At 61.2% G+C, this 26,009-nt stretch carries 28 protein-coding genes; 20 read left to right on the top strand and 8 right to left on the bottom strand.

What is annotated here, in order from left to right; all coding sequences use genetic code 11:
- Positions 1-31: 31 nt before the first annotated feature.
- The gene (locus tag BUS06_RS22845; RefSeq protein ID WP_074266707.1) at positions 32-982 is read right to left on the bottom strand and encodes a helix-turn-helix domain-containing protein; all 951 of its coding nucleotides are present in this window, start codon (positions 980-982) and stop codon (positions 32-34) included.
- Between the two features lie 137 nt (positions 983-1,119).
- On the opposite strand from BUS06_RS22845, the gene BUS06_RS22840 reads away from it, so the two are divergent.
- Together BUS06_RS22840 and BUS06_RS22835 are read left to right on the top strand one after the other, a co-directional pair.
- Entirely contained in the window at positions 1,120-2,016 is an 897-nt protein-coding gene (locus BUS06_RS22840; RefSeq protein WP_074266706.1) for a DMT family transporter, read from the top strand.
- Positions 2,017-2,256: 240 nt separating this feature from the next.
- Positions 2,257-2,514 (top strand): hypothetical protein, encoded by a 258-nt coding sequence (locus tag BUS06_RS22835; protein ID WP_074266705.1) that lies wholly within the window; start codon positions 2,257-2,259, stop codon positions 2,512-2,514.
- A 15-nt stretch (positions 2,515-2,529) separates the two neighbouring features.
- Here the strand turns inward: BUS06_RS22835 and BUS06_RS22830 are convergent, their stop codons facing one another.
- From BUS06_RS22830 to BUS06_RS22815, 4 genes are all read right to left on the bottom strand, one after another.
- The gene (locus BUS06_RS22830) at positions 2,530-3,753 is read right to left on the bottom strand and encodes a winged helix-turn-helix domain-containing protein (RefSeq protein ID WP_074266704.1); all 1,224 of its coding nucleotides are present in this window, start codon (positions 3,751-3,753) and stop codon (positions 2,530-2,532) included.
- 123 nt (positions 3,754-3,876) lie between these two features.
- Complete coding sequence (locus BUS06_RS22825; RefSeq protein ID WP_074266703.1) at positions 3,877-5,586, bottom strand: FAD-dependent oxidoreductase; 1,710 nt, start codon at positions 5,584-5,586, stop codon at positions 3,877-3,879.
- A gap of 86 nt (positions 5,587-5,672) precedes the next feature.
- Entirely contained in the window at positions 5,673-6,659 is a 987-nt protein-coding gene (locus BUS06_RS22820; RefSeq protein ID WP_074266702.1) for a DedA family protein/thiosulfate sulfurtransferase GlpE, read from the bottom strand.
- A gap of 270 nt (positions 6,660-6,929) precedes the next feature.
- Complete coding sequence (locus BUS06_RS22815; RefSeq protein WP_074266701.1) at positions 6,930-7,181, bottom strand: hypothetical protein; 252 nt, start codon at positions 7,179-7,181, stop codon at positions 6,930-6,932.
- Positions 7,182-7,538: 357 nt separating this feature from the next.
- Here BUS06_RS22815 and BUS06_RS38690 point away from each other — a divergent pair, with 357 nt between their 5' ends.
- From BUS06_RS38690 to BUS06_RS22795, 4 genes are all read left to right on the top strand, one after another.
- Positions 7,539-7,727, top strand: coding sequence for an Ada metal-binding domain-containing protein (locus tag BUS06_RS38690; protein WP_074266700.1), 189 nt, complete (start codon positions 7,539-7,541; stop codon positions 7,725-7,727).
- Entirely contained in the window at positions 7,724-8,302 is a 579-nt protein-coding gene (locus BUS06_RS22805) for a methylated-DNA--[protein]-cysteine S-methyltransferase (protein WP_074266699.1), read from the top strand. Before BUS06_RS38690 ends, BUS06_RS22805 begins: the two co-directional genes overlap by 4 nt.
- A gap of 396 nt (positions 8,303-8,698) precedes the next feature.
- On the top strand, positions 8,699-12,175 hold the full coding sequence (locus tag BUS06_RS22800; protein WP_074266698.1) for a hybrid sensor histidine kinase/response regulator: 3,477 nt from the start codon (positions 8,699-8,701) through the stop codon (positions 12,173-12,175).
- 192 nt (positions 12,176-12,367) lie between these two features.
- Positions 12,368-13,021, top strand: coding sequence for a hypothetical protein (locus BUS06_RS22795; RefSeq protein ID WP_074266697.1), 654 nt, complete (start codon positions 12,368-12,370; stop codon positions 13,019-13,021).
- Between the two features lie 46 nt (positions 13,022-13,067).
- Here the strand turns inward: BUS06_RS22795 and BUS06_RS22790 are convergent, their stop codons facing one another.
- Positions 13,068-13,469 (bottom strand): RidA family protein, encoded by a 402-nt coding sequence (locus tag BUS06_RS22790; protein ID WP_074266696.1) that lies wholly within the window; start codon positions 13,467-13,469, stop codon positions 13,068-13,070.
- Positions 13,470-13,623: 154 nt separating this feature from the next.
- On the opposite strand from BUS06_RS22790, the gene BUS06_RS22785 reads away from it, so the two are divergent.
- Positions 13,624-14,229 (top strand): J domain-containing protein, encoded by a 606-nt coding sequence (locus BUS06_RS22785; protein WP_074266695.1) that lies wholly within the window; start codon positions 13,624-13,626, stop codon positions 14,227-14,229.
- A 143-nt stretch (positions 14,230-14,372) separates the two neighbouring features.
- On the top strand, positions 14,373-14,711 hold the full coding sequence (locus tag BUS06_RS22780) for a hypothetical protein (protein WP_074266694.1): 339 nt from the start codon (positions 14,373-14,375) through the stop codon (positions 14,709-14,711).
- A 149-nt stretch (positions 14,712-14,860) separates the two neighbouring features.
- Here the strand turns inward: BUS06_RS22780 and phaP are convergent, their stop codons facing one another.
- A complete protein-coding gene (gene phaP, locus BUS06_RS22775; RefSeq protein WP_074266693.1) occupies positions 14,861-15,355 on the bottom strand; it encodes a TIGR01841 family phasin in 495 nt (164 codons plus the stop codon).
- Between the two features lie 381 nt (positions 15,356-15,736).
- On the opposite strand from phaP, the gene BUS06_RS22770 reads away from it, so the two are divergent.
- The 5 genes from BUS06_RS22770 to BUS06_RS22750 all read left to right on the top strand — a co-directional run bounded on the left by BUS06_RS22770 (position 15,737) and on the right by BUS06_RS22750 (position 18,639).
- Positions 15,737-16,165, top strand: a complete 429-nt coding sequence (locus BUS06_RS22770) for a hypothetical protein (RefSeq protein WP_254368937.1) — start codon at positions 15,737-15,739, stop codon at positions 16,163-16,165.
- 604 nt (positions 16,166-16,769) lie between these two features.
- Positions 16,770-17,042 (top strand): transposase, encoded by a 273-nt coding sequence (locus BUS06_RS22765; protein WP_074266691.1) that lies wholly within the window; start codon positions 16,770-16,772, stop codon positions 17,040-17,042.
- Between the two features lie 283 nt (positions 17,043-17,325).
- Entirely contained in the window at positions 17,326-17,715 is a 390-nt protein-coding gene (locus tag BUS06_RS38290; RefSeq protein ID WP_254368936.1) for a hypothetical protein, read from the top strand.
- 102 nt (positions 17,716-17,817) lie between these two features.
- Entirely contained in the window at positions 17,818-18,105 is a 288-nt protein-coding gene (locus BUS06_RS22755; protein ID WP_074266690.1) for a hypothetical protein, read from the top strand.
- 69 nt (positions 18,106-18,174) lie between these two features.
- Positions 18,175-18,639, top strand: a complete 465-nt coding sequence (locus tag BUS06_RS22750; protein ID WP_074266689.1) for an arsenate reductase/protein-tyrosine-phosphatase family protein — start codon at positions 18,175-18,177, stop codon at positions 18,637-18,639.
- Between the two features lie 31 nt (positions 18,640-18,670).
- On the opposite strand, the gene BUS06_RS22745 is transcribed toward BUS06_RS22750, so the two are convergent.
- A complete protein-coding gene (locus BUS06_RS22745) occupies positions 18,671-20,071 on the bottom strand; it encodes a GntP family permease (protein WP_074266688.1) in 1,401 nt (466 codons plus the stop codon).
- A gap of 175 nt (positions 20,072-20,246) precedes the next feature.
- Between BUS06_RS22745 and BUS06_RS22740 the strand changes: the two genes are divergently transcribed.
- The 7 genes from BUS06_RS22740 to BUS06_RS22710 all read left to right on the top strand — a co-directional run bounded on the left by BUS06_RS22740 (position 20,247) and on the right by BUS06_RS22710 (position 25,959).
- Positions 20,247-20,783: a BON domain-containing protein gene (locus BUS06_RS22740; RefSeq protein WP_074269242.1), complete on the top strand. Its 537-nt coding sequence runs from the start codon at positions 20,247-20,249 to the stop codon at positions 20,781-20,783.
- Positions 20,784-20,848: 65 nt separating this feature from the next.
- Positions 20,849-21,151 (top strand): hypothetical protein, encoded by a 303-nt coding sequence (locus tag BUS06_RS22735; RefSeq protein ID WP_074266687.1) that lies wholly within the window; start codon positions 20,849-20,851, stop codon positions 21,149-21,151.
- A 382-nt stretch (positions 21,152-21,533) separates the two neighbouring features.
- On the top strand, positions 21,534-21,761 hold the full coding sequence (locus BUS06_RS22730; protein ID WP_074266686.1) for a hypothetical protein: 228 nt from the start codon (positions 21,534-21,536) through the stop codon (positions 21,759-21,761).
- Between the two features lie 191 nt (positions 21,762-21,952).
- Entirely contained in the window at positions 21,953-22,243 is a 291-nt protein-coding gene (locus BUS06_RS22725) for an H-NS histone family protein (protein WP_074266685.1), read from the top strand.
- Between the two features lie 652 nt (positions 22,244-22,895).
- On the top strand, positions 22,896-23,420 hold the full coding sequence (fae, locus tag BUS06_RS22720; RefSeq protein WP_074266684.1) for a formaldehyde-activating enzyme: 525 nt from the start codon (positions 22,896-22,898) through the stop codon (positions 23,418-23,420).
- 65 nt (positions 23,421-23,485) lie between these two features.
- Positions 23,486-24,523: an aldo/keto reductase gene (locus tag BUS06_RS22715; protein ID WP_074266683.1), complete on the top strand. Its 1,038-nt coding sequence runs from the start codon at positions 23,486-23,488 to the stop codon at positions 24,521-24,523.
- Positions 24,520-25,959, top strand: a complete 1,440-nt coding sequence (locus tag BUS06_RS22710) for an NAD-dependent succinate-semialdehyde dehydrogenase (protein ID WP_074266682.1) — start codon at positions 24,520-24,522, stop codon at positions 25,957-25,959. Before BUS06_RS22715 ends, BUS06_RS22710 begins: the two co-directional genes overlap by 4 nt.
- Positions 25,960-26,009: the final 50 nt, after the last annotated feature.

Here is a 26,009-nt window from a genome sequence, read left to right as displayed (position 1 = left end):
AGCCTGGCGTAGTTAGCGTCAGCAGCTGACCTTACGCCGCCGTGCTCATCGCCTGGCGGAACAGTACGGGCGCCACGCCCACCGCTTCGCGGAAGCGGTGGCTAAAGTGGCTGGCGTTCGCATAACCGCAGCGCGCCGCGATCTGGGCGAGCGGCAACGCCGTGGTGCGCAACAGCAGCCGAGCCCGTTCGATACGCTGCTGGGCGATCCACGCAGCCGGCGGCAAACCGAACGATGTGCGGAACATACGCGCCAGGTGGTATTCCGACAGACAGGCCACATCGGCCAGATCGCCCAACGTGAGCGGCTGGCTGAGATGCGCGTCGATGTAGTCGCGTAGCCGCCGGCGCGTCGCCACCGAGAGACCGCCTCTGAGCTCCGCATCGGTACGGCTCACGCCTTGCGACTTCAGCAGCAGGCTCAATACTTCGTGCGCTGTTTCATTGGTCCTTAGCAGACCATCGGCGTCGTCCCATCTTTCCTCGGTTAACGACTGACACAGCGTAGCAATGCGCGCGTCTTCGAAATAGGTGCGGTCAGCCAGCGTCACTTCCCGCGGCTCGCGGTCCAACTCCCGCACGGCGCGTTGCGTGAAGTGTTCGGGCAAAAAATACAGATGCATGAAATGCATCTTGCCGCGCACCCACCAGCGCGATTCGTGGTCGCCGGGCAGCGCGCATAGCCGCGTCGGCGCGCCATACAGCCCTGGCATCTTTTGACGCTCGGTGCGATATCCGCCGTCGATATAGCACGACAGCGTGTGATGGCCCGGATTTTCATAGACGGTTTCGGCTTCCTCCGTCTCGCGAGTCCACTCCGCCACCGCCAATTGATCGCCGAGCCACGCGAAGCGCTGCAGCGTCGCGTTGGCGTCGCGCAGCGTGTGACACACCGACTGGATGCCAAATGGCGTCTCGGTGGAGTCGATCGCGGTGCCGGGCTGGATGGCGGTGTTCACGGCTGAAGAAGTGGCGGATTGCATGGCTTACAGTATAGAGCGGACGGCGCAGTCGCCGCTCCGCACGGCCAAAAAGTGCGCAATCCTGGACAAGTAGTGGCTGGTCCGCAGGCGCAGACTCGGGTGGTCGAATCCCCGATTTCCATCCCGCAAGCGTTGCCATGAACCTGTTTCTTTATGCCTTAACCGTTCTGATCTGGGGTACCACCTGGATCGCCATCAAATGGCAACTCGGCGTGGTGCCGCCGCCGGTGTCGATTGCCTGGCGCTTCGGGCTCGCCGCGCTGATCCTGTTCGCAGTGCTGCGCATCATGCGCCGGCCGATCTGGCCGCCGCGCGCCGCCTGGCGATATCTGGCGGCGCAGGGCCTGGCGCTGTTCTGCTGCAACTTTCTGTGCTTCTACTACGCCGAGCAGGTCGTGCCGAGCGGTCTGGTTGCGGTGATCTTCTCGATCGCGCCGCTGCTGAATTCGATCAACGGCCGGCTGTTCATGGGACGGCCGCTGCAACCCACGGTTATCCTGGGCGCATTGCTGGGCCTGGTGGGCATCCTGTGCCTGTTCGTGCCGCAGATGGCTGGACACCTCGGCGACCAGACCGCGTGGCTCGGGATGGGCGTCGCATTGCTCGGCACGTTGTGTTTTTCCACTGGCAGCCTGCTGTCGAGCCGGATGCAGTCGATGGGTCTGCACCCGCTCGTCACCAACAGCTGGGCCATGCTGATCGGCGCCAGCATCCTGACGGTGGGCAGCGCTTTGGCGGGCTTGCCGTTCAGCGTCGAACCGGATGTGCGGTATCTCGGTGCGCTTGCGTATCTGGCCGTGTTCGGCTCGGTGGTCGGATTTACGGCCTATCTGATGCTGGTGGGACGCATGGGCCCGGAGCGTGCCGCCTATTGCACCGTGCTGTTTCCGATCGTGGCGTTAGCGGTCTCTACCGTATTCGAAGGCTATCGCTGGACTGTTTTGGCCGTCGTTGGTCTGGTACTCGTGGTGGCAGGCAACCTCGTAGCGTTCGATCTGACGCGGCGCTTCTTCTCGCGGCGCGCCGCTACCTGATCCGTCGCTTCCCCGCCGACTCCTCTGCGATCCACGGTGAGGCTTGAGTCGCCGCACCGTGCACCCTCATCTCGTTGAGGTGAGTCTTTTCGGGAATCGATTGCACTCAAGCCAATGCATCAACGCGTAAAGGTGAGAACGTTCGGGAGTGGCGTGCGGCGGATGGACGATTGATCCTGATCGGTATATAACAACATTAGAGATTCATCCACCACCGCCACAACTGAGAGACGCTCCATCATGACGCGTGATGTTTCGCAAAAGCAGGAAGCGGGCGAACGGCCTGATCTCGAACACCTTGACGCAGCTGTCAGCCACGTCGATCAGTTGGTGAGTTCGGGCGGCATTGCATCGGGCGCGGCCAGAGGTCTGCTGTACAGCCTGATCGAGACGCTCGGCACCCTGGTGGGCGACCCGGATTTGCCCGAGCACGCCCGTTCCGGCTATGAAGGCCTGCTGGAAACGGCGCGCGAATTACGGGTCAAGCTCGATCACTGAAATTGATCAGTCGATTCAGGCTTCCACACTTTCCTGCGCTGCTAACGCTTCGAGCAGCTCGGGTGGCGCCGACGTGATCTGCACTTCCGGCGTGCCATGCCAGTCGGCGCAACGCTGGATGGCGCGCCGCAGATCGGCGGCGAGACGGCCGCTGACGCGTACTCCCGGTTCCAGATGAAGCGCCTTCAACTCGAAGATGCCGCTCGTGCGATGCGCCTTCGCATCGGCCCGGCCAATCAGCTTGCCGCGGTTCAGAATCGGCAGCACGAAGTAGCCGTATTTGCGTTTGGCCGCGGGCGTATAGCACTCAATCACATAGTCGAAGTCGAATAGCGCCGCGGCGCGCTTGCGATCCCACACCACCGGATCGAACGGCGAGAGCAAGGTCGTGACCGTCGAGGTCAGTTTGCCGCTCGCCGCATCGTCGATCAGCGGCGCGAACTCCTGATGCACGTACGTATCCTGCTTCCATCCTTCGACGCGAACTGGAACCAGCTCTCCTTGATCGGCCAGCGCGTGCAAGGCTTCGACATACGGTCGGCGCGGCAGCCGGTAATAGTCAGCCACCCAATCGGCGCGCGCCACGCCTAACGCCCGGCAACTGCGCCGCAACAGTTCCGGCTCGACCGCCGCCGCCGGTTGCAGATCGCGTTTGTCGTTCCAGCCCGGCAGCACCCGCTCGGTCAGGTCATAGACGCGATGAAAATTGCGCCGCTCAGCCACCATCAATTCGCCGATGGCAAACAGCACTTCGAGGTGGCGCTTCTCCGGCTTCCAGTCCCACCAGCCGTTACTCTTACCGGCCTCGCGGACGAAATCTGCCGAGCGCACCGGCCCATTCGCGCGGATCTGCTTGAGCAGCTGGTCGATCTCCTTGCGGTACTGCTTGTGCCACTCGCCTGCGTATTTCCAGCCCATCCCGCTCGGGTCGAGCATGCGGTGACGTAGCAGACCGTAGTCTTCGATCGGCAACAGGCAGGCCTCGTGCGACCAGTATTCGAACAGCTTGCCTTCGGCCAGATGCTCGTCGAGCCACTGCGGCGTGTACGCACCGAGGCGGCTGAACAGGACGAGGTAAGGGCTGCGCGCGACGACGTGAATCGTGTCGATCTGCAACTGCGCCATGCGGCGAATCGCGTCGATGACGTCGGCTTTGGTGGCTTTGCGGCGCGGCGGGGTCAAGAGACCTTGCGCGGCCAGATGGAGGGTGCGGGCGGCGGATAACGGGAGAGTCTTCACGCGGTCGATCGCTGAATGGATGGAGCCCGCGCAGTGGCGCGCTGGCGTAGTAGCGGCGTGAGGCTGACCGAAGATGCGTCGCCCAGCCGGATAGCCGCTACTTTAGCGCGAAAGCGTCGTGCGTCATGCTCCCAGTGCCACCGCCTCCTCTGCGCTCACCGCCAGCATCTGATGGATCTGCGACACTACAGCCGCCCCTTCACCGACTGCTGCTGCCACGCGTTTGGTCGAGCCGGCGCGTGCATCGCCGATCGCGAATACGCCGTCCACCGTGGTGCCGAGATCGCAGGTGGAGTTCAGGCCTCTTTCACCGGTCAGCACGAAGCCCTTGGGATCGAGCTGCACGCCGCAGGTTTGCAGCCATTCGGTGTTGGGATCCGCGCCGGTGAAGAGGAACAGATGACGTGTGTCGAACCGATCCGTGCCGTCTGGTAACGGCTCCTTCAGCACCACCGATGCGAGGCCGGCCTCATCAGCTTCGAGCTGACCAATCTCTGTGTGAGGATGCACAAACACATTCGGCAGCGAGCGGATCCGGTCGATCAGATAGCGCGACATGGTCGCTTCGAAACCACTGCGCCGAATCAACACGTGCACCTTCGCCGCATGCGTGGCGAGATAGACGATGGCCTGCCCAGCCGAATTGCCGCCTCCCACCAGCACGATTTCCTCGCGCTTGCACAGCTTGGCTTCAACCGGCGACGCCCAGTAGTAGACGCCCTTGCCGTCAAAACGCTCGAGACCTTCGATAGCCGGCCGACGGTACACCGCGCCGCTGGCAATCACGATGGTGCGCGCCTTCACGCTGCCACCGCACTTGAGCTCGAGCCGGTGCGGCGACTCCTCGCAATGCAGGGCTTTGACCCTGACCGGAATGGCGACGTGCGCGCCGAACTTCTGCGCCTGCACAAACGCGCGTCCGGCCAGCGCCTGGCCACTGATGCCGGTCGGAAAGCCGAGATAGTTTTCGATGCGCGAACTGGCGCCCGCCTGACCGCCCGGCGCGCGGCTGTCTAGCACGATCACCGAGAGGCCTTCCGAAGCCGCATAAACGGCCGTGGCGAGTCCTGCCGGCCCTGCGCCGACGATGGCAACGTCGTAGATCAGCGAAGCGTCGAGTTCAGGCAGCATGCCGAGGCAGGTTGCAAGGTGAGGATCGCTCGGATGACGCAGCACGGTACCGTCCGGGCAGATCACCAGTGGCAGGTCTTCAGGCTTTGCACCGAACTGCTCGATCAGGCCGAGCGCCTCCTCATCACGTTCGTCGAGTACCGAATGCGGATGACCGTTGCGCGACAAGAAGCCCTGCAGCGAGACGAGCCGCGAGTCGTTGCTCTTGCCGATCAGGATCGGGCCGCCAGCGCCCTTTTCGATCAGCGAGACGCGCCGCAGGATCAGCGCACGCATGATGCGCTCGCCAAGCTCTGCTTCCGCGACGATCAACGCGCGTAGTTTGATAGGTGGAATCAGCAAGGCATCGACGGGTTCCAATGCCACGCCGCTGACGAGGCAGACGCGTCCCGACAACTGACCCACTTCGGCGAGGAACTGCTTCGGACCACGTTCGGAGACGAGGCGCTCACGGCCAAGGCCATCGCGTTGGAACAGCTTGACGCGCCCCGTGAGCGTGACAAACATGCCCGGTCCGACACGACCGGTTTCGAACAGCAGTTGACCGGGTTCCCAGTGCTGCACCTCGCCGAATTTGCTCAGCCGCTTGATTTCTTCCCACGTCAGTTCGGGGAACATCTGATGTTCGCGTGTCGCCAACGAAGAGAACGGCGCGTCGGCGACCACAGCTTGTTGTCCTTCGGCTTCTTGAATCTCAACCATCAAACCACTCCTTCTGTCGTTTGATCCAGCATGGGGTACAGCGAGGCAGCGCAGGCGACAGACGAACTGCTGGAGAACCGGACGTGCTACACCGCCGGCGCTACGCCGGGATGCACTTCTTCCATCGGCTCCTCTTCCAGTGGCTCGAGTTGCCGTCCCGCGTCGCGCCACGCGTCGAGACCGCCGCGCAGCGGCAGGACGTCGGCGAAGCCTGCTTCGTTGAGTTGTTTGGCCATCCACGCCGCCGAAATCTCATTCGGGCAGGAACAGTAGATGACGAGTTTCTGGTTCGGCGGATACTTCGCGATGATCTCGTTGAGCTGGCGCTCGTCGGCAAACTGGGTGCCCGGGATCACAAACGGATCCAGCTTGCGCTTCTCGCGCGAACGGATGTCGAACAGCACCGGCGGTTGGCCGGATGCGATCAGGTTGCCCAGCTCATCTATCTCCATGCGCGCGGTAGCCAGTTTGCGGATGAGCTGGCGCCGCCGGATCCACCGGTAGGTGGCGTAAAGCAGCAGCAATGCGGCGATTACCACGCCCGCCATCTTGCCCAGGCGGCCGGCGCCCGCCATCAGCATGTCGATTTGCTGCGCGAACAGGGCGCCAATGATGAGACCCGTTCCAGACCAGAGCGCGGCGCCGATGCTGTCGTAAGTCAGAAAGGTGCGATACGTGGTGCCCATCGCACCGGCCATCGGGATGGAGACGATCGACAGGCCCGGCACGAACTTCGCCACGGCCAGCACGCGCACGCCCCAGCGGCCGAAGAAGCGCTCGGTTTTCTTGACACAGGTGTCGCGCGAGAGAGACAGCTTGCACAGCGTCTTCAACGTGTTGCCGCCGTAAATGCGGCCGGCGAGGTACCACGCGCTGTCGCCGATCAGCGTGGCGAAAATGGCGAGGATCAGCACCGACGCGAGCTGCGTGCCAACGGTGGCCGGATGCATGGCCGCCATCGCGCCGAACAGGACGAGACAGGGCATCGCGGGCACGGGCAACCCTAGCGATGCGGCGAGCACATTAGCGAAGACGAGAGCAGGCCCGTACTGCTCCACGAGGTCATGTAGCATCGGCTTACTTCCGCGACCGTTTCCGGCGGGAAGCGAAGAAGTAACTTAAGGATTATGGACGCATTTCCGAGACGTGCAAGCGTCCGGTAATGTGGGGCGCGGATGAAGCGGGAGAAGCTTTGCCGGGTCAGGCACGGCAGGCGCGGAGCGCGGTTGGGCCGAGGCTCCGGACGGCCGTTTGTTGCTGGTCATTCAACGCTGAATTTCTCAAGCGGGCTGGGCGGTGGGTGAACGGCGTTCGCGTGCACCCGTACCGCTGCCACCTCCGTTTTACGTCCGGTGATTGTGTTGTTCACCCGGCAATTCGGCGCCGTGCGCGCGAATTGCCGCAATCAGTTCCGCCGGCGTGATTTCATAACGCACTTCGCGGTGGATGCCTGGCTTGCGCTCGTCCACTTCGATCAGAAGAATACCCTTGCCGTCTTCTGTCGACTCGAGGCGCAGTGAGCGAAGTTCGCGCGCCGTCGCGTCGTCGAATTCGGTGAGCAGGGCCATTGACCCGGAAGACCCGGTAGTGCGCATCGAAGTTGTCCTCGTTCCGTTGTTTATCAAGCTATTGTACGGGCAGCCTGGTGCACCATGTGCCGCACACCGTCAAACCCATAGCATCCCACAAACTGCCGAAACCCGCGCTGCGCTTTGCTATGCGCGATGCGAGGATGTCGTGTCAGCCAGTTTAACGCGACTCATTGTGTCGCCGGATGCATTTTTCGTGCCCCGCTGCGGTGCAACCGTTCCACCCGATTGTCATGGCCCTGACGCGTAGCCGGGTTAGGGCTTAGCATCGCGAATGAGCGGCGCGCGGCTCCGCCGCCCGCGGGCGGGCACCTGTGCTGTAAACGATCCACCCCGTGCAGCCGTTGACCGGCACGCGAGGCAATGCGCTACATTGATGCTATGAATCGGGACCGTGAAATCTGCGGTAAGCCGACGCCCTCAGGCGCCGCCCCGTGCTTTGACGGCGGCTTCTCTCTGGTGGTGGCCTCGGCAGGTATTTATTGCCGCCCGTTGCGTCCCGTGCGTTGGTCGGGATTCGCAAATTGCCGTTTCTACGTGAACGCCGCATGAAACACTACTTGACGATTCAGAGCCCGCTCGGCGCGATGTGGCTACGCGCCGAGGACGATGCGCTCACGGGCGTGTACTTCGTCGGCCAGAAGTACTTCCCGCTGGACGCCGTCGACACCGCAAGCGGCACGGTGACCGGTCGCGATGCCGATACATTCACTGGTGTATCTATGGGCAAGCCGCCGCGCGTGTTAGCGGAAAGCGCGGAGCAACTCGCCGAATACTTTGCTGGCGAGCGTCAACAGTTCACCGTGCGCCTGCAGATGGCCGGTTCGCCATTCCAACGAAGTGTCTGGAGCGAACTCGTCAAGGTTCCGTTTGGCGAGATCGAGAGTTATGGGCGGCTCGCGCAGCGGCTCGGGCTACCGATCGGCAGTGCGCGCGCAGTGGGAGCCGCGAATGGACGTAATCCGGTGTCGATCATCGTGCCGTGCCATCGCGTGATATCGAACGCGGGCGAGCTCACCGGATATGCTGGCGGACTTGAACGCAAAGCGGCTTTGCTCGCGCTCGAGCGGCCGGCATCGAAACTCCCCCGGCAGCTCGAATTGCTGGGCGCCGACGACGCTTTCTAACGCAGTGTGGCGTGCACGACGTTCGCGACGTGCGTTGAAGTGCGGCGACCGGCATCTGCCCGGCAACAAAAAATAGCCCGTCCGAAGAGGGACGGGCCGCTAAAACGCCGTTTTACATGGGTCAGCCACCCCGCACAACCAGGGCGCTGACGGACTTATGCTGATCCGCGCCGAACCCTTTGTCGAGGTGGGAGTAACGCCGATCTATCAGACTAAACGGCATCCGGCGCCACGGTGCCCGGCGGTTTGTTTCGCTATGCCGACTACACGACGTTTGCCGGATGCGTCGAACGCGCTACACTGCGCCGGATAGTGCGGTATGGCCGCAGACACGGCTGCTTGCAAACATTATCGCCGGTAGCCCGTCTGTGCGAATGACGCGAACGACGTGACCCGATGCTGAAGACCCTCGACCGTACCCATGCGTCGCTCACCGAAGCTTTTGCTTCGCTGGCAAAGAACGCACAGCGTCAGCGCTACCACTACCTCGCGGCGGTACTTACGCTGATGGTCATCGTGGCGGTCTCCGCGGCGCTGGCTGCCGTGCTGGCCGCCGGCAAGCAGCTCGACTATCGCCGCGGTCTCATCACCCAATACGTCGCCGAAATCTCGCTGCTGTTGCATGGCGAGGTTTCATTTCTGCGGCGCACCGAACTGACTATCCAGTACTACCAACAGACCGGCGATGTGCGCAGCCTCCCCGCCGGCGTCGAGGCGTCGATCCGGCAAACCGGCGTGGCGCGCGGCGATGCAGGCACGGATGGATCGCACTTCGATCTGCTCGTGTCGCAGGCCGTGCGTGACGCATGGAGCGCGTCGCTCAGCGACAAGCTCTGGCGTCTATATGAAGCGGGCCAGTCCACACTTTCCACGCAGCGGGCCTTCGAGCTGAATCATCGCGCGATGCTGATCGGGCTGACTGACGACTATGCGGTGATCACGCCGTCGGTAGAGGGTCGGGAAGGTGGCCGCGCGCGGCCGCTGCAGCCGTCCGACGTTCCGCGAATCCGCGCCAGGCTCCTGCAACAGCTGCAGGAGCAGACCGGCCGGCGCGTGCCTGCCAGAGACCAGCGCGTATGGGTGGGTCCATATGTGGACACAGAGTTGGGCGTGCCGGTCATGACCGCGCTCAGCGCCTACTACCAGGGCGATACACCCACGATGCTCGTGACCATGAGCATTCCCGTCGATGCGCTCGTGGAGCATCTCTCGCGTCGCTTCCCGAGGGGCACCCTGATGCTGCTGACCGACGATCAGCGCATCGTCGTTTCCTCACGTCCGGTCTCTGTGGAAACCGGGCATATGTTGCAGACGAACGCCGCGCAGATGGCGAACGATACGTATCGCTACACGCTCCACGGCGCGATTCTGCGCGAGCCGCTGCTGTCCGGCTTCGGTCTGGTGATCGCCTATCTTCCCTGGAGCGGGTTGGCGGCGATCCTCGGCTGGCAATTCGCGGCGATCGCGTGCGGCGCGCTGCTCTTGCTGGTCGGCATTGCATTGACCGCGCGTTTCTGGGGACTGCGCCTGCTGCGCACTGCTTACGATGAAGCCACGCGCGCGCTGGAGAACGAGGCCATTAATCATGTTCTCGTGAGCGCCACGCCGATTGGCCTGTGCATCGTCCGGCAACGCGACTATTCGATTCTCAGCGGCAATGCGCTCGCTGCACAATGGCTCCAGCATGAGCCATCTGCGGATACGCTGCCCACGCATATCGTCGCGGCCTTCCGGGCCGCGTTGCCCGCTGACGACGAGGCGCAGACGGTCGTGTTTGCCGCGCCGCTTCAACCCGACGAAATTGACGGCGCGGGCGCACAGGTTCTGCAGTTCACCTGCGCGCCGGCCCGCTATGCGGGTGAAGACGTGCTGTTCTGCGCCATCCTCGATATCACTTCGCAGCACGCGCTCGAGGCGCAACTGCGCACCGCGCAGCGCGCCACCGAAGCGGCGATGCGCGAGCGGTCGAATTTCTTTGCGTCGATGAGCCATGAGATTCGCACACCGCTGAACGCATTGCTTGGCAACCTGGAGTTGTTCGTGCGCACGCCGGGTCTGGAGGCGCACGAGCAGCGCGTGCGTACGCTTGGCGTCGCGGCCGATGCGCTGCGCCGCATCGTTAACGATATCCTCGACTTTTCAAAGATCGACGCGGGCGAAATGAAGCTGGTCACGGAGTCTTTCCGGCCCATCGACGACTTCGAAAATCTTGCGCTGTCGTATGCGCCGATGGCGCCGGGGCGGCCGATTCGTTTCTACTCCCACCTTTCTCCGACGCTCATCCAGACTTTGCGCGGTGACCGGACCCGCATTGCGCAGATCGTCAACAACCTGTTGAGCAACGCTTTCAAATTCACCTCTGCCGGCAAGATCATGCTCGGCGCCGAGGTGCTGATCGATACGCAGGGCCGCCGTATTCTCAGTTGCCGGGTTTGCGACTCGGGGATCGGCATGGACCCGCCGATGGTGTCGCGTATTTTTCACCCGTTTGTGCAGGGCGAAGCGACGACGTCCAGCCGCTATGGTGGGACGGGACTCGGCTTGTCGATCTGCGCGAGCCTGTGTGAATTGATGGGCGGACATATCTCCGTCGAAAGCGTGAAGGGGGTGGGGAGCGCTTTCAGCATCTCGATTCCCATGGCGGTTCCATCCGACGAAGAGCGTGTCGCGCAGCCCCTGCCTGCGAGTCGCGGCAGCTTGCTGGTGTTGTGTCAGGAGACGGTGTCGGGTCAGCTCATCGGCGAGTGGCTCGGGCTTTACGGATGGTTCTGCTGCAGTGTTACTTCGGCGCGCTCCGCGCAGGAGTGGTTACAGACTAACCGGCCCGAGGTGCTGGTGGTGACCGGCGAGTATGAACTCGACGTAATCGCAACGTTGCGCGCGGTGCGGCCAGTGAACGCTGTGTGGATCACACGCGGCGGACCTGATCGTCCAACTTGGCGCTGCGAGGGAGTACTCGAAGTGAGCGAGTTCAGTCATACAGCGATTGTCGCGGCGGCGGATCTTGCCGCGACAGGCGCGCAAGACGGCGCAGGGCGCGTCGGCGCTCTACCCGTTGCTCTGGCATCCACTCGGGAAACAATGAAGACCGTTGCGCCTTCAGCAGCTCCCCAGCCCGCATTGCTGGGTCTGGTGGTGCTGGTCGCCGAGGATAATCCGCTGAACCAGTCCTTGATTGTCGAACAGTTGCAGACGCTGGGATGCGAGCCGATTCTTGCCGGCGATGGCCGCCAGGCGCTCGCGATACTCGAGCATACGGAAGTTGACGTCGTATTGACCGATATTCACATGCCGGTCATGGACGGTTATGAACTGCTGGCGGCGCTGCGACGGGATCATCCCGGGTTGCCGGTGTTCGCGTTCAGCGCGGTTACCGACACGCAGCAAACTGACGAATGGGATGAGCGCGGCTTCACCGGTTACATTCCCAAGCCCACGTCGCTTGGGGAGCTGGAAGCGGCGCTCGATGTGTTGTGTACGGACGCAGATGAGGCGGTAGAGCCGGCGGTAGCCCACGAACCGGCGATTGCCTCGGACGCCGCGCCGCAGGTGCCGCTCAAGCCCACGCCCGAGTTCGACGCGCAGACCAAAGCGCGTTATGTCACCATGCTTAAGGAACATCTCGAGACCGATTTGCCCAAGCTGTTGGCCATCGTCGAGAGCCATAACCGCCTGGCGCTGCGCGACTGGGCGCATAGTGCCGCGGGCGGTTTCCTGATCGTGGGCGAACCGCAGTTCGCGACGCAATGTCGTGAGCTCCAGGATCTGTGTCGCAAGCAAGACCCGTGGAGCGAGCAGATGGCCAGTCTCGCCCTGGCGTTGCATGAAGGTCTGCGCAGCCACTTCGGCCTCGACGAGGCGTCGCTGCGCTGAAGGGAGCGCCAGGCGGCGCCTTCCCGTGTCACCCATCAAGCTTCTTCGAACCTGAACCTCAAGATTCCTGTGCGCGCGTCGTAAACGAGTTTGCGGGCCGTATGCGTCACGCATGTGGCCTTGTCCCCTGGGTAGATCTACCCGCCTCGGTCCTCTCGCCACGTCTAATAAAACGCCACAGGAACTTGTACGATGAAACGCTTGGTTGTCGCTCTGTTTGCAGGCCTTACCGCCGTCTATGGACCGCTCGCGATGGCGGATGAAGTGTACGGGCAGATCGGCACCGAAGGCGCCGGTATTGGCTACGGTCACCCGCTCGGCTCACTCGCCAACGTGCGGGCTGAAGTCAACGGTGTCAGTTTCTCGCATAGCTTCAACTCAGGCGACCTGCACTACGACGGAACGGCGACGCTCATCCATGCCGGCCTTTATGGCGACTTCTTCCCGATGCCCAGCGTCGTGCCGTTTCGCCTTACCGCCGGCTTGCTGATTGGCGACGATCATGTGAATGCGACCGCAACCAGCCCGTCCGGTACCTACACCATCAATGGCGTCGCCTATTCGACGCTGGGTCAAAGCATTCACGCGAAGGCCACCTACCCGGCCGTGCGTCCGTACCTTGGCATCGGCTTCGGCCATTCGCCGCTCGCCACCAAAGGCTTTTCGATGTTCTTCGACGCGGGCGTTGCCTATGGCAAGCCGCATCTGGACTTCGATGTGCCCGCCGATATCGTGGCCGAAGCGGGTCAGGCGAACGTCGACGCCGAGAAGCAATCGCTGCAGAACACTGTAGACCGTTATCGTTTCTATCCGATCGTGAAGGTCGGCGTGACGTACCGGTTTTAAGGCACGCCTTCGTGCTTTCGTTCGATCTATCGCGCCGCGGCCGTCTTTAACCAGGCCGTCGCGCGATGAAGTCGATTTCCACGAGTGCATCGCGCGCCAGGCCTGTGACGCCGATACAGGTTCGTGCGGGCAGGGCGCCGGGCGGAAAGTACGCCCGGTATGCGTCGTTCATCGCCGCGTAGTCACGCTTGAATTCCGTCAGGAAAATGCGTGCGTTCAGCACGTGTTCGAGTCCCAGTCCAAGGCCTTTCAGCACAATCTTCAGATTGTCCATCACGCGCTGTGTCTGCGCGACGACCCCCTCGGGTAGCGGGGCTGCGTCGTCGGTGGGTGAAGTGGGCATCTGTCCCGTCACGAATACCCATCCATCAGATTCGGCTGCGTGTGAAAACGGGGCCACGGGTGTCGGCGCGTCCGGGATCATCCAGAAGGTGGGGCCTTGCGTCATGCTGTTTCTCCGCTCAGATCATTGATGATGAAATAGCCGGACTTGCCGGCGAGGTCGAAAGTAACTCGCCAAAAACGGGCCCGTGCAATGTCACGCGGAAGGCATTTTGCGCATGCTACGATGGGTCGCGATGTGACGGAGGGTTGGGCGAGCAATGGCAACACTATACGAGAAGCTCGGCGTTCAGCCGAGCGCGACTGAAGACGAGATCAAGCGCGCCTACCGGAAGGCGGCTATGCGCTGGCATCCGGATCGCAATGCCGGTTCCGAAGAGACAGCACGCGCGGCGTTTCTGGATATCAAGGACGCGTACAACATTCTGTCCGATCCAGCGCAACGCAAAATCTACGACGACGTCTTCGCCCAGAAGATGCGTTCATGGGAAGCCCGCGTCCAGCGCATGGAGCGGGAACGCGCCGAGCGGGAAGAAGCGGCTCGCGCAGCCGAACAGGCGGCGTACGCGAAGTTGTTGGCGCTCGCGATGCGCTTTGCGGACGAAGGCTACAACCGCGATGTGGTGTTCGGTGTGCTGCTCGGGCAGCAGTGCGAGGCCAGCCGCGCTGGCCAGATTGCCGACAGCGTGCTGGCGCTGCATGCGTCACGTCAGCAAAAAAGCGTGTCCCCCGGACCGGTGACTAATAACGACAAGTCGGCCCAGGCTGCGGACCACGCCTCGGCACGGAGTGACAGTGCCACGGCCACGAGCGGGAGTACGCTCGGCGGGCTGTGGTTTCAATTCCTGAACGGCCTGCGCTTCTGAGTCGCGCACAGTTTAGTTTGTCGCCCGCTTCAAAAAGAGCGCTGCCGTTGCGCTCCGATTGCTTATAGTAGAAGTGTGCCGGGTCGACAGAAGAAACGGGTCTGCCGTTTCCTGACTCGCACATTTGACGGGGGAACGGTGCGATGACAACAGCAACCGGTTCAGCCTACACGATGCGAACAAGCACACCCGCGTCGTTGCGGGAGCTTGCCAACTACCTCGAACTGGCGCTCGATGCCGGTCAATCCGTGGTCGTGATGCGCTATGGCGAGGGTCATCGCTCGGTGTACATCGGCGACCCGGCCAACTCGCTGGATGCGTTATCGAGCAGCGACGCGGTCGCGGCCCACCTCGCGGATGAGATGCTTGCTTTGACCGAACCGGGATTGAACCGGATCACCGCTGATGGCCAGGTCTATCGCTTCACGCGGACGCACCGCTATATCGAGGACCGGCAGGCCGTGATCTTTGCGCCGGCATGAGCGGGCTGCCGCGACTTCATCGTCAATCTCACGCCAACCGCTCCAGCACGCTCGCACAATAAAAAAAGCGAACCGAAGTTCGCTTTTTGCAACGGTTCGCCGCCCGTGGGCAGCGACCGAAACATTTCGTTTGCGTCTGACGCTTTGCTTTATGCGCCGGCCGAAACGGTTGCCACGAATTGCTTGGCAGCCTTGCTAGCCGATTCGTACGTAGCGTTGGCAGCCGAAAATGCCGAGTTCCATGCTGCTACCGCGCCTTCGCTGCCGGCCGGTGCATTCTTTGCCAGGCTTTCGATAAAGCCTTGTGCGTCTTTCTGGGCTTTCTGAAACTGTGCAGTAGCGGCGCTCGAGAATTCGGCTTGGGCGCTCGACAGGATTTCATGCACATGGCGGCCGTATGCAGCTGCCTTTTCCGATGCCGGTTGCGACAGGCTGGCCGACAGCGCGACCAGTTCGCTCGGATCTTTCACCGAGAGAGCCTTGGCTGCGATTTCCTGCGTTTCGGCGAGCGATGCTTTGCCGACTTGCAGATTCAGTGCGACCAGCTTCTCGAAGCTTGCGAACGCCAGGTTCGTGAAGCCGAAAAACGATTGCAGGCTGGCTTGCTGTGCGGCGATCAATTGTTGGGGGGTAAGCGTGCTCATCACTGCTCCAAAGGGTAAGGCGGCGAGTGCGAGACGGCTCTAAGTGAACAAAATCCGCGCGCCGCAAGGGCTGAAAGTGGTTTGTTGCAGTGCAACAAAAACTCATTGTACGGGGTAATTTTGGGAAGTCAATCAATTTCGAGAGAAGGGGAGGCAAGGCTGTGCAGCCGCCATGGCGGGTTGCGGATTGGTTGAAACTGGCGTGAAATGCCCATGCGGCCGGCGTGCAGCAGACGCGAGGCGGATGTGACGGTAGCCGTCGCCGGGGCGCCCGTGGCATAGTGCGACCCATTCACAAGCGACTGCGTACAGGAGTAAAGCGAAGCCGATGACCAGCCCCTCGATTCTTACCAGCAGGACCAGGTCGTCCTGCTGGACGACGTGCCTAGCCCCGCCGCCGATACCCCGGAACCGTTTGTCGTCGCAAATGAACGACGTGTGGTGATTGCCTATCGGATTGCCGCGACGGATTTCGAGCGCTTCGGTCCGTTCGATGAAGATGACGATCCGTTCTGCGCGGTGGAGTTTTCGGCGGCGGCGTTTCATCAGTTCGGGCCACCCAACGACGAAGGGCTGTACGCTCATCCGTTGTCCGCGCAGGGCCTACGCGGCTATTGCGCGCATGAAATCGTGAACTCGTCTCTGGTGGCCGATTCGTGGGGACCGGCGGCTGCGCAAGAAGGCTATCGGCACTACGTCCTGACGTTCCAGGACAGCACGTATGAATGCGTGGCGGCGGACTGCACGGTGGTGGGAATTTACGGCAATGGCGACATTGCCGCCCGTGAAGCGTTTTCGTTATGTAAATGAGTTCCTCAGCCTGGCCCGCGAGCGGTTATCGTGGGCCGGCGCGTCTTAGCATTGCGCGCTGCGTCGCTGCAATGCAACTCCTCCTGGTCCATTCCCTAAAAGATTCGTATAATTTACTTCTTTGTGACATTTGTCGGTAAAAAATACCCATCCCCCATTTGAAGGCTGTGAGTTAACGAATCGAACCGGTTCGCCGGATTACCTGCGCACCATCACGACGGTTCGTCTGGCAGTGGGCTTTCCGACGAGCCGCGATTCGAAGTCGAATACCGCTTTCGCGCAGAGAGGGCGACACGACGGTTCGCTTGCTAAAGTCAAAGATACACGGCGCGCGTGAGTTCATGCCATTGAAAAAAATATGTAGTGCGAAGGATTAAATCAGGCGAGGTCGGAGTCTGTCCCAATGCACCTGCGCGAGGAAGCCAACACGAAAACGTTTCACTATCTGGCTCGCCTTCGAGCGTGGCGAGATCTCGTAAGCAAAGAAAGCTTCTTGACCCCAGCACGCGGGTCGATATTCGATTTTTACTGGCTTTAGAAATCTGGCTGCGATATCTATAGGAAAGGTCAGTCTACGTGATCCCCTATCCATTCGTAGAATTCCGTGATTGAAATTCCTTTGTCCGATGACGACTGGATGCATGTCGAGCATCTATTTCGTGAATCCCCGTCGCCACGTGGGAGACCGCGCCGCGCTGCGCGCGATATTTTGAATGCCATTCTCTGGATTCAACAAACCGGAGAAAAATGGCATCGGTTGCCGGCGAACTTTCCGCCGCAACAGACCTGCTACGCGAAGTACATCGCGTGGCGCCGCTCAGGTGAATTGCAGCGCGCCGTGGAGCTTCTGTGCAAGCGGCAGCGCGGCTGCGGCTGATTCTCCCGAGATATTTCTGCGCGATCCAGCGGCCTACCAACGGCTGGCGCCGCGCGTACGTGTTCGCGCCGCCCGGCCGTAACACCGTAACGTGGCCGGCGTAACAACACGGCCATAACAGCCTATCCCTGAGCTTTATGTGCACTCGATGCCATGTTGAGCTCGCAAGGTAAAGCCATGTTTTGCAAAGGCTTTGCCGTCGTTCAGTGTCCACGCAGAGCATAGCGGCCTTGGCAGCTTTGTCGGCGCCACCGTGAGTTTCCCGCTGACTCCGCGTCAAGGCATGAAACCTGGCATCACGCAGTTGTATGGCGACGAGAGCTTTGGGCTCGACTTCCGCACGCGTGCAGGTTCCACCAATTATCTGCCAGGCAATGCGGCTGAGAACGTCACGTTCGCTTATGGCGCGCAACAGTATCTGTTGAATCAAGGCCGCTTTAGCGGCGAGTACTTCTCGACACAGCTTTACCGCATGCGTGACGCCTATCTGCGTTACGCGCGACCCGCCGAAGGGGCACACGAACCCGGTGGGCCAAGCTCGGCTGCGAGCGTGCCAAAGACAGTGCGCTTACGGTGCGCTGCCGGCATGGCTGATGATCCCCCACACGAAACAGCGGACCAAGAACCTGGTTCTGTCAATTGTGCATTACCTCTTCTTGGAGAGAATGAATGAAACTTCTTAACGCTTCAATGCGGCGCACGCTGCAATTCGGGTCTGTAGCTTTCCTAACCAGTACGATCGTGGCGTGCGAGCAATTCATCGTTTCAGGGTGCGTTGACCAACAGCGCTTTGATCGCAAGCGCGGAAACTGCGGTTGTGCAGATACTGGAGCAAACGTATGGCATTTCGCTCTCGACTACATCGTTTTTGACGGCGTCGTTCACACCGGGTCAGCCGGGTATCGACTCGGAGCTCGATGCTTTGCAGGCTGCAGGCGCAATCAATAGCGACGGATCTCCGTCCGCCACCCTGGTGGCGTCGGTGACGGCGGCAGGTGCAGCGGTGGGTAAAGGCGCTAGCGGCGGTACGACGCCGACGGGTGGAACCGGAAGCAGTACCTGAACGCAGGACGGCGCAGCCGCATCGACATCTTCAGCAAGCTAATCGTCCTTCTGGAGTTTGACTGGCCTGATGAATACCATTCTTGTGATCTGCACAGCCAATGTCTGCTGTGGCCCGATGGCGCAGGGGCTGCTTACCCGCGCGCTACCGGGTACGCAGGTGCTGTCCGGAGGGTTGTTTGTCGTGGAGGGAGCGTCGCCGAACGGCGAGGCCGTGGATTTGATGGACTCCGAGGGCCTCGATATTCGACATCACCGTGCTCACGCCGTCACCCCGTGGATGATCGATGCGGCGACTTTTATTCTCGTGATGACCTCGCGGCAGAAACTCACGATTGAGCGCCGTTTTCCACCAGCGTACGGCAAGACCTTTCGTCTGCTGGAGGAAGGCGACGTGCCGGAACCTTGCATGAACGGTCGTGCTCATCACGCCGCAGCCTTGCTCGACATCCGTGAGGGTGCGGAGCGCTGGGCGTGGCATATGTCGAGGTTGAAGATGGAGGCGGCTTATCTGGAGGCGATCTATGACGTATGAAGATTGGCGAATGAGGATCGCCTGAGACTACTCAAACCAGCCCCGTGGTGTAGTACACCGCGATCACAAAGAACACAGCCAGGGTCTTGATGATCGTCACCGCGAAAATCTCGCGGTACGACTCGCGATGCGTCAATCCCGTCACGGCCAGCAGCGTGATCACCGCGCCGTTGTGCGGCAGCGTATCCATCCCGCCGCTCGCCATCGCCACCACCCGGTGCAGCACTTCCATCGGAATATGCGCCGCGTTCGCCGCGCTGATGAAGGTATCCGACATGGCGGCGAGCGCGATGCTCATACCGCCCGATGCCGAACCGGTAATCCCCGCGAGCGAGCTGACCGACACGGCGGCATTGACGAGCGGGTTCGGAATGCTCTTGAGCAAATCGCTTACGACCAGAAAGCCGGGCAACGCCGCGATCACACCGCCAAAGCCATATTCCGACGCCGTATTGAGCGAGGCCAGCAGCGCGCCCGCGACGGCTGCCTTGGTGCCGGAGGCGAAGCGCTCGCGCATGCGGGGAAACGCGGTCAGCATGACCATCACGATGCCGAGCAGCAGCGCGCCTTCCACAGCCCAGATCCCGACGACGGCCTTGATCGATGTCGTGACAGGCGCATGAATGCCGGGCAGCACTTCCGGCGCAATCGTATATGAGGCGCCGTACCAGTCCGGGATCAGCTTGGTGAGCGCGAAGTTCGCCACACCTACCAGCACGAGCGGCGCCACGGCCAGCAGCGGATTCGGCAGTTGTTTCGATTCGACGCGTTCCGGCTCATTGACGAGCGACGTGCCATAGCCCTCACCCTTCGCCATCGCAGCACGCCGGCGCCATTCCAGATAGGTCAGCCCGACGACGATGATGAACACCGAGCCGATCGTGCCGAGCACCGGGGCGGCCCACGAGGTCGTCTTGAAGAAGGTGGTCGGGATGATGTTCTGGATTTGCGGAGTGCCCGGCAGCGAATCCATCGTGAAGGAGAATGCGCCCAGTGCGATCGCCCCCGGCATCAGGCGCTTCGGAATATTGCTCTGGCGATAGAGTTCGGCCGCGAACGGATACACCGCGAACACGACGACAAACAGCGAGACGCCGCCGTAGGTGAGCAGCGCGCAGACCGCGACGATCACCGCATTGGCGCGCGAGCGGCCGATATAGCGGATCGCGGCGGCGACGATCGACTCGGAGAAGCCCGACAGTTCGATGACTTTGCCGAACACGGCGCCGAGCATGAATACCGGAAAGTACAGCTTCACGAAGCCGACCATCTTGTCCATGAAGATGCCGGAAAACACTGGCGCGACCGCCGATGGATCGGTCAGCAGGACGGCGCCGAGGGCGGCGATTGGCGCGACGAGAATCACGCTGTAGCCGCGATATGCGGCGAGCATCAGGAACGCCAGGGCGGCGAGGACGATGACAAAGGACATTGAGTCTCCGAAAGCTGGGTTGTTCTACTTGTACCGATGCGACCGATTGTACCGAATCGTCTCAATGGAGGACCAGGACGCGTCACTTCTCTTGTGTCCGCGCGCGCGGCCCGGCAACATGCGGGAATTGCGCAATATGAGCGCTAGTGCGATCTCGAAGCAGTCGGGAGGTGCGATGAAGACCTGGCCTGTCGCTACATTGCTATTCCTGTTTGGCGTATCGCTGCATGCGCAGCAGAGCGACCTCAAGAACTGGTACAACGACCCGTTCTTCACTCTCTCGCAGGGCTTTGCCGATTGTCCGGTGCCGCTCGGGCCGCTGATGACGCACGCGCAGATGGAAAGCGATGCGCACTACCGGGTCGAGCGCGGGACGACCTGCTGGCTTGCGCATAAATGCTCGAAGCCGAACTCGTACCTGTACGACGCACCGATCGCCGACGCGATTCACGCGCGTTTCACGGATCCCCACGCGTTCGACGGCACGAGTATCTGGATCATGGTGCAGCGTCGCTTTGTCTACGTTGACGGCTGCTCGCCGCGCTCGTTCGATCGTCACGCGCTGCAACAGGAGCTGGAAGCAATTCCCGATGTCGAGCAGGTTTTCATGCGTATCGGCACGGATGCCCACGGGCCGCTTCCCTACAAGACGCTTGCTGCGCCTGACGATCCGGCGAATGGCCATGCCGACGAAGACACGGCTCCCAAGTGACGCAGTGCAGCGTGCGCATGGCACAATCGCTGGGTCAAAGAATTAGAAAGGGACCGGGGTTCTCAATGAAACGCAGCTACTCATTTTCTGCTCGAATGGAACATGTAATCCGCGTGAAACGTGCGGCGCTTGGCGCGGCTTCCGGGTTCGCCTTGCTGGCGGCGCTGGCCGGTTGCAGCAGCAGTCCGCCGCTGTTTCTGCCTGACGGCCGGCCCACTACGCTGGTCCAGTGTCCGGAGGGCTCCGATTCGTGTACGCAGCAGGCGCGCGCCAGTTGCGGCGGCCAGTTCGACGTGGTGCGTCAGTCGAATGACGAGGGCACGCACAGCCTGATTTACGCGTGTCCTGCGAAGTCGGGCGTCCAGTAGCGAGTGGTTCGCCCGGAAGATGCTGGGCGAATTGCAGCGGCAAGCGCGGTGTAAGGGGCTCGGGCGGCGCCCAGGCCGCAGCGTCCCTTTTTGCCGCGCGTCGATCCGGGCCACCCACTCCGCCTCATAAATGCGGCGCGCAAAGCGATCGTATTGACCTCGGCTTAATTTCCTATACCGCGGCGTTCAGGATGCGATGCCATGAGCGCTTTGCGAATCCATGAATGCTTTCCCCCGAAGAATCAGGAATACATAAGCGAGGTTATCGCAGCTATTCCTCTTTTCCTTACGATCTATTGCCTCGTTGCTTTATCGATAGGTCTGGACGGCACGCTTCATGCTTTAAGGTCGGATAGTACTCGGGAATATCGGGGGAGACGTAATGAATCACCATCAATTAGAAAAAGACATTCAGCATCTCGAACACGTGATTACGCGGATTTCCGCCGCTGACCGTATTCCGCTATCGTATTGGCGCAACCGGCGCAAGTCGGTATCGGACGCGGCATTGGTGCCGTCGCTGGCGAGCCGCGTCAGACGGCTCCATGTGGCACTGAGCGCGCTCGAGGCGCGAGAAGGATTAGCGCTCGCGTCAGCCGATGTGCGGTAACGTTGTTGCCGACGATGACTTAACGTTACGTATCATTCATGCCGGATGGCGCTCGGGCGATTGCCGCGTTGCTGACTCAGGATGCGTTTCACACGCATCTAATCCGCAAACGGACAGGTGATGCTACCCGGCACTTTTTAGGTCTGATAGGGTCACACTGCAGTTATCCAACCGACTGGAGGCGATTCTTCATGGCCACTTACAAACAATTGACTGCGCAGCTCGAAAAACTTCATAAGGAAGTCGCGGTTGCTCGCGAAAAAGAAATTGAGCAGGCGATTGCTGATATCAAGCAGAAGATTGTGGAATACGGCATTACCGCAGTGGAACTTGGCTTTTCGAGCAAACGTTCAACGCCGAAAAAGGCACCTTTACCACCGAAGTACCGCAATCCGAAGACGGGCGAAACCTGGAGTGGCCGTGGGCGTTCGCCGGCCTGGCTGGCGGGTAAGAATCGCGAACGCTTCCTGATCTCCGAGTGAAGTGATGCGGCGGTGAGAATTTTTCGCACCGCCGCGGTGGTCCCGAAAACTCTCACCTTTGCGTTTGGTCGCAGCCACTGATTCCGCGGATGACTGCATTTTGCGTTTCGCTGCCGTGGGCTTTTGCGAGCCGTTTTTGTCTGATGCTCGCGGTGCGATTGCGCAAGCCTCGATCGAGTTGACGTTTGCGTCGACGCCGTCGTTGTGAAGTCGGAACACCTTGTCTGACAAGGCTTTGCGCGATTTGTCCATCGCACTTTCTGCGGTGAATGAGTGATGTCCGATGCGCTCTTTTGCTCTCCTCACTTCGTTTCGAACTACTCCCACATCCAAAACGTTCGGTGCATGCGCAATGAGGTTGGCCGTCACCTCAAGCGGTCTTTTTGCGGTTTGCTGTGCAGGTCCCGAAAACCCTCACCTTAAGGAATGGGGAAGAATGTCGGGACCTTGACGACGCGCCACGAGACCGCGCGTAAATTGCAGTCTGTCTAGCAGCATAACGGGCGATACACGTCGGCTCACGTCTGGCCAGCGGACAGGTATACCCGGAGTTGAGCGCGTCTCATACCCCAGATCAAAAAACATCGATTCATGGTCGCTCATCTCGAATAGCACAATCCGCTCATCCACCTAACCCTTGATGGGAACAGACATGAGCGTAACGACAGAAAAGCAACTTTTTATCGGCGAGGGCTTCGAAGGCCCGGGCGTGAATCTCGCGCACATCAACGTTTTGGTCGGCCCGCGTAATGGCCCGGCAGGCCAGGCGTTCGCCACCGCGCTGTCGACGCCGTCTGCGGGTCACGCGCCGTTCGTCGTCATTGCCCGTCCGGGTATCCCGACCAAGCCGCTCACGTTGTATGTGAACAAGGCGCAGATCGACGGCGACTTCCATGGCAACGCCACCTGGGGTGCTTCGCAAGCGGGTATCGCCAAGGCCGTGGCTGAATCGCTCGAGAACGGCACGCTGCCGCCGGAAGCCGAAAACGATTGGGTTGTCGTGTCGGCGAACTGGGTCAACCCGAAGACCGACGATCTCGACGCCGTGTTCGAGAACAACTACCGCGCCTGCAAGAACGCGATCCTCGCTGCAATGAAGGGTCTGCCGCATCGCGACGAAGTATTTGCCGCCGCGCGCGAAGTGTCGAACCCGTTCTATACGCCGAAGCAACGCTAAAAACGCTAACTGGCGCGCCGCTGCTCGCGCCACACGAGCGCCGCCGCCATCAGGAGACAAACAAAATGGAATACATTCGCCTCGGCCAATCGGGCCTGAAAGTGTCGCGCCTATGCCTCGGCACGATGAACATGGGCACACCCGACTGGAAGCCCTGGATTTTCGACGAAGCGCAAAGCGAGCCGATCGTGCGCCACGCGCTCGAAGCCGGCGTCAACTTCATCGATCTCGCGGACTTTTATTCGACGGGTGTCGGTGAAGAAGTCGTGGGCCGCATTCTTAAGCGCATCGCGCGACGCGAAGAGATCGTCGTTACGACCAAGGTCGGCTACGACATGGGCACGTATCAGAACGCCGGCGGCCATTCGCGCAAGCACATCATGGATGGCATCGACGGCTCGCTGAAGCGTCTGGGCATGGAATACGTCGATATCTACATGCTGCACTTCTTCGACGTCAACACGCCGGTCGAAGAAACGATGGGTGCGCTGAATGATATCGTGCGTGCCGGCAAGGCGCGCTATATCGGCGTGTCGACGATGTACACGTGGCAGTTCGCCAAGATCATGCAGGTATGCGAACGCAACGGCTGGCACAAGCCGATAAACATGCAGTTGCAACTGAATCTGGCCTATCGCGAGGAAGAGCGCGAGATGATTCCGTATTGCGACGATCAGGGCGTGGGTGTCTCGGTGTTTAGTCCGTTGGCCCGTGGTCTGCTGACGAGCGATCCGAACTCGACGCGCAATCAGACCGACTTCTTTACCGCGCAAATGTACGGCGATACGGCCTCGCGTGAGATTGCCGCATCCGTCGCGCGAGTGGCCGCAGCGCGTGGCGTGTCCGCCGCGCAGATCGCCCAGGCGTGGGTGCTGAATCATGGCGGCGTGGCAAGCATGCTGGTCGGCGCAGATACGCCCGCGCAATTCGACAGCGCGCTCGCCGCACTCGACACGAAGCTCTCCGCCGACGAACTCTTCGAACTCGAACGCAACTACACGCCTTGCGATCTCATCAACGATTACACGGCAGGTAAGCGCATCGCCCGCGAGCCGCGGCCGGCGCAAGCGGCGTTCGCCCAAACTCTGGAAAAAGCAGCATGAGCGATTTTCTCCGTACCGGGCATTACATCAACGGCGAATGGTATCAAGGCGCCGAGACCTATGCCGTGTCGAATCCGGCTACCGGCGAGCTGATTGCCAACGTGGCCAAAGGCGGTGCTGCTGAAACCGCTCAGGCGATTGCCGCCGCCGAACGTGCATTCCCTGCGTGGCGTGCGTTGACCGCAAAGGAACGCGGCGCACGGGTGAAGCGTTGGGGCGAGTTGATGCTCGAGAACCGCGATGCGCTCGCTGAACTGATGTCGCGTGAACAGGGCAAACCGCTTGCTGAAGCGCGCGGTGAGGTGGGTTATGCGGCGAGCTTTTTCGAGTGGTTCGCCGAAGAAGCGAAGCGCGCTTACGGCGATGTGATTCCGAGCCCGAATCCGAAAGCGAAGATCATCGTGACGCGTGAGCCAGTGGGCGTCGTCGCGGCGATTACGCCGTGGAACTTTCCGCTCGCAATGATTACGCGGAAAGCGGGCCCGGCGCTGGCGGCTGGCTGCACGATGGTTCTCAAGCCATCCGAGGAGACACCGCTGTCCGCTTTCGCGTTGGCCGTGCTGGCCGAACAGGCCGGCGTTCCCGCTGGCGTGTTCAACATCGTGTCGGGCGATGCCGTTGCGATTGGCGGGGCGCTGACGGCTTCATCGGTGGTGCGCAAGCTGTCGTTCACCGGTTCTACGCGGGTGGGCAAGCTGCTCGCGAAGCAATCCGCGGATACGCTGAAAAAGCTCTCGCTGGAGCTCGGCGGCAACGCGCCGTTCATCGTGTTCGACGATGCGGACATTGAAGCCGCCGTGCAAGGTGCGATGGCTTCAAAGTTTCGCAACACTGGGCAGACCTGTGTGTGCGTCAATCGCTTCTACGTGCAGGACGGCGTCTACGACGCTTTTACCCAGGCGCTGACGAAGGCCGTACAGAAGATGCGGGTCGGCAATGCGCTCGAAGGCGAAGTCGAACAAGGTCCGCTTATCAATGCAGCCGCCTTGAAGAAAGTGGAAAGTCATGTCGCGGATGCTTTGCAGAAGGGTGCCAAGGTGCTGACAGGCGCGAAACGTCACGCGCTCGGCGGCACGTTTTACGAGCCGACGGTGTTGATCGACGCGGCGAAGTCGATGCTGGTTGCTGGCGAAGAAACCTTCGGCCCTGTCGCCGCCTGCTTCCGCTTCAAGACGGAACAAGAAGCGATCGCAGCGGCTAACGACACGCCGTTCGGTTTATCCGCGTACTTCTACACCAGCGATCTCGGCCGGGCGTGGCGCGTGGCCGAAGCCCTGGAAAGCGGCATGGTGGCGGTCAACGAAGGCATCCTTTCGACGGAAGTGGCGCCGTTCGGCGGCGTCAAGGAATCGGGCCTGGGCCGCGAAGGCTCGAAGTATGGTCTCGATGAGTATATGGAGTTGAAGTACATGATGATGGGCGGCCTTGGTCGCTGATCGTCGCATTATTAGTAACGGTCCGCTTCGCGTTGCGCATGCGCGAAGCG

Origin of the sequence: Paraburkholderia phenazinium, from assembly GCF_900141745.1 — a bacterium.
Taxonomy (GTDB): domain Bacteria; phylum Pseudomonadota; class Gammaproteobacteria; order Burkholderiales; family Burkholderiaceae; genus Paraburkholderia; species Paraburkholderia phenazinium_B.
Note: the sequence above shows the minus strand (reverse complement) of the source record. Positions and strands in the feature narration are given on the sequence as shown.

Coding starts and splice junctions, on each gene's coding strand:
- phaP (WP_074266693.1), bottom strand. CDS start 15,355: ATGAGCACGCTTACCCCCCAACAATTGATCGCCGCACAGCAAGCCAGC.
- BUS06_RS22805 (WP_074266699.1), top strand. CDS start 7,724: ATGAAACACTACTTGACGATTCAGAGCCCGCTCGGCGCGATGTGGCTA.
- BUS06_RS22820 (WP_074266702.1), bottom strand. CDS start 6,659: ATGCTACATGACCTCGTGGAGCAGTACGGGCCTGCTCTCGTCTTCGCT.
- BUS06_RS22845 (WP_074266707.1), bottom strand. CDS start 982: ATGCAATCCGCCACTTCTTCAGCCGTGAACACCGCCATCCAGCCCGGC.
- BUS06_RS22790 (WP_074266696.1), bottom strand. CDS start 13,469: ATGACGCAAGGCCCCACCTTCTGGATGATCCCGGACGCGCCGACACCC.
- BUS06_RS22715 (WP_074266683.1), top strand. CDS start 23,486: ATGGAATACATTCGCCTCGGCCAATCGGGCCTGAAAGTGTCGCGCCTA.
- BUS06_RS22740 (WP_074269242.1), top strand. CDS start 20,247: ATGAAGACCTGGCCTGTCGCTACATTGCTATTCCTGTTTGGCGTATCG.
- BUS06_RS22815 (WP_074266701.1), bottom strand. CDS start 7,181: ATGCGCACTACCGGGTCTTCCGGGTCAATGGCCCTGCTCACCGAATTC.
- BUS06_RS22835 (WP_074266705.1), top strand. CDS start 2,257: ATGACGCGTGATGTTTCGCAAAAGCAGGAAGCGGGCGAACGGCCTGAT.
- BUS06_RS22840 (WP_074266706.1), top strand. CDS start 1,120: ATGAACCTGTTTCTTTATGCCTTAACCGTTCTGATCTGGGGTACCACC.
- BUS06_RS22800 (WP_074266698.1), top strand. CDS start 8,699: ATGCTGAAGACCCTCGACCGTACCCATGCGTCGCTCACCGAAGCTTTT.
- BUS06_RS22745 (WP_074266688.1), bottom strand. CDS start 20,071: ATGTCCTTTGTCATCGTCCTCGCCGCCCTGGCGTTCCTGATGCTCGCC.
- fae (WP_074266684.1), top strand. CDS start 22,896: ATGAGCGTAACGACAGAAAAGCAACTTTTTATCGGCGAGGGCTTCGAA.
- BUS06_RS22780 (WP_074266694.1), top strand. CDS start 14,373: ATGACAACAGCAACCGGTTCAGCCTACACGATGCGAACAAGCACACCC.
- BUS06_RS22795 (WP_074266697.1), top strand. CDS start 12,368: ATGAAACGCTTGGTTGTCGCTCTGTTTGCAGGCCTTACCGCCGTCTAT.
- BUS06_RS22825 (WP_074266703.1), bottom strand. CDS start 5,586: ATGGTTGAGATTCAAGAAGCCGAAGGACAACAAGCTGTGGTCGCCGAC.
- BUS06_RS22725 (WP_074266685.1), top strand. CDS start 21,953: ATGGCCACTTACAAACAATTGACTGCGCAGCTCGAAAAACTTCATAAG.
- BUS06_RS22730 (WP_074266686.1), top strand. CDS start 21,534: ATGAATCACCATCAATTAGAAAAAGACATTCAGCATCTCGAACACGTG.
- BUS06_RS22710 (WP_074266682.1), top strand. CDS start 24,520: ATGAGCGATTTTCTCCGTACCGGGCATTACATCAACGGCGAATGGTAT.
- BUS06_RS38690 (WP_074266700.1), top strand. CDS start 7,539: ATGCGCTACATTGATGCTATGAATCGGGACCGTGAAATCTGCGGTAAG.
- BUS06_RS22735 (WP_074266687.1), top strand. CDS start 20,849: ATGAAACGCAGCTACTCATTTTCTGCTCGAATGGAACATGTAATCCGC.
- BUS06_RS22750 (WP_074266689.1), top strand. CDS start 18,175: ATGAATACCATTCTTGTGATCTGCACAGCCAATGTCTGCTGTGGCCCG.
- BUS06_RS38290 (WP_254368936.1), top strand. CDS start 17,326: ATGAAACCTGGCATCACGCAGTTGTATGGCGACGAGAGCTTTGGGCTC.
- BUS06_RS22785 (WP_074266695.1), top strand. CDS start 13,624: ATGGCAACACTATACGAGAAGCTCGGCGTTCAGCCGAGCGCGACTGAA.